Consider the following 1,923-nt stretch of genomic DNA (forward strand, 5'->3'; position numbering starts at 1 on the left):
CCATCGAGCACACCATGCGCCCAACCGGCCGACCGGCCGACCGCCCGACCGGCCGAGCGCCGGCGGTCAGGCAGCCGGCTGGTCCTCGTCCTCGTCGTCGCGCGGACGCAGCCGGCACCAGTTCTGCACCACCATGCCCGCGACGGCGAGCAGCAGCGCCACGACTGCGTGCAGCACGAAGAGCCAGATGCGGCCGCGCTGGGACTCGACGTCGGCGTCGGGCAGCAGGACGAGCGCGTTCGCGGCATACCACCCGACGAGCACCGCCCCGGTCAGCGCTCCGGCCTGGCCGAGCACGAGCGTGCGTGCGGCGCGCAGCGGGGTGACGGCGGGGTGGGACAGTCCGTCGCGGACCTTGCGCACCTGCCAGCCGGCGAGGAGCAGCCCGCCGCCGAGGAAGAGCATGGCGACAGCGCCGATCCAGCCCGGCTCGGGCACGGGGCTGCCGCCGGAGGAGAGCCAGTGCAGCACGAGCCAGGCGACCACCGTCGTGCCTACGCCCGTGAGCACGAGCGTCTGGACCCGGATGCCGGAGTGTGGTGTCACTGCTGCTCCCATCGGGGACCGGGGCGCACGCCCGATCGGTCGAGGCCGGCCAGCAGGTCGACCACCGGGCGTATGCCGCCGTCCCCGGCTCCCACGCGCACCGTGGCCTTCGGGTCGGCGTCGGCCCACGGCACGAGGACGAAGGCGCGCTCGTGGGCCCGCGGGTGGGGCAGCAGCAGAGCGGGATCGTCGCTGACGACCTCACGCGAGCTGCCGGGGGCCCCGAACTGGATCAGATCGAGATCGAGCGTCCGTGCGCCCCAATGAATCTCACGGGTGCGGCCGTGCTCGGCCTCGATGCCGTGGAGAGCGGCGAGCAGCTCGGCAGGGGCGAGCGTCGCGCGTCCCACCGCCACCGCGTTGAGGTAGGGCGGCTGGTCCGGACCGCCGACGGGGTCGGTCTCGACGACGTCGGACACGGCCGTCACGGTGAGTCCGGGGAGGCTGCGCAAGGCGTGCAGGGCGGCCGCGAGGGTCTGTCCGCGGTCACCGAGGTTGGAGCCGAGCGCGATGGCGACGTGGGCGGCGTTGGCGCGCTCGACGCGCACCTGCACGTCGGTGAACGGGTGGCCGACCGGCGCCTCGGGCTTGTGGACGACGACCTCGACGGACTCGACGAGGTCGTGGCGCAGCACGTCGTCGGCGATGACCTCGGCGAGCCGCTCGATGAGGTCGAACGACGGGCCCGTGACGCGGGCGACCACGTCGCCTGCCACGTCGGCGTAGTTGACCGTCTCGGCGAGGTCGTCGGTGCGTCCGGCCCGCTCGAGGCCGCAGACCATGGCCACGTCGACGAGGAAGGCCTGGCCGTCGCGCTTCTCGAAGGCGAGCACGCCATGGTTGCCCCGAGCGGAGATGCCCTGCAGCACGATGCGGTCGGTCATCGGCCGGGGCCCCCGGTCAAGTCGTCGAGCTCGTCGGGCTCGTCGGGGTTGCGGTCATGGGAGTCGGGGGCGTGCTCGAGGGCGGCCTGGACGACGGTGAGCGCGCGCACCGTCGAGACGACGTCGTGCACGCGCACGCACCAGAGCCCCGCCATGGCCGCCATGACCGAGGTGGCGGTCGTCTCGACGTCGCGGTCCGCGGCGGGCCTCGGGGCGGATCCCTCGTCGCGGCCGAGGCGGCCCAGGAAGGCCTTGCGGGAGGCGCCGAGCAGGATCGGCTGGCCGAGCTCGTGCAGAGCGGGCAGGGCGGCGAGGAGGGCCCAGTTGTGGTCGGCGTTCTTCGCGAACCCGAGCCCGGGGTCGAGCACGAGGTTCTCCGCGTCGATGCCGCCGTCGAGCAGTGCGTCGCGCCGCTCCCCGAGTTCGCGGACGACGTCGTCGACGACGTCGTCGTAGACGGCGCGCGACTGCATCTCGGTGCTGTGCCCGCGCC

3 protein-coding genes are annotated in these 1,923 nt (G+C 73.9%); all 3 read right to left on the bottom strand.

From position 1 onward, the window contains the following. Positions 1-66 precede the first annotated feature (66 nt). Complete coding sequence (locus AC1DP0_RS21445) at positions 67-546, bottom strand: DUF3180 domain-containing protein (RefSeq protein WP_478088530.1); 480 nt, start codon at positions 544-546, stop codon at positions 67-69. After that, complete coding sequence (folK, locus tag AC1DP0_RS21450; protein WP_478088531.1) at positions 543-1,430, bottom strand: 2-amino-4-hydroxy-6-hydroxymethyldihydropteridine diphosphokinase; 888 nt, start codon at positions 1,428-1,430, stop codon at positions 543-545. Before folK ends, AC1DP0_RS21445 begins: the two co-directional genes overlap by 4 nt. Further along, positions 1,427-1,923: dihydropteroate synthase (locus AC1DP0_RS21455; RefSeq protein ID WP_478088533.1), on the bottom strand; the 497-nt coding region annotated here is incomplete at its 5' end. The genes AC1DP0_RS21455 and folK, both read right to left, overlap by 4 nt.

The organism is Terrabacter sp. P5_B1, assembly GCF_056400505.1.

What these genes read in the sequence shown, in the direction of transcription:
- folK (WP_478088531.1), bottom strand. Translation starts at nt 1,430, where the DNA reads ATGACCGACCGCATCGTGCTGCAGGGCATCTCCGCTCGGGGCAACCAT.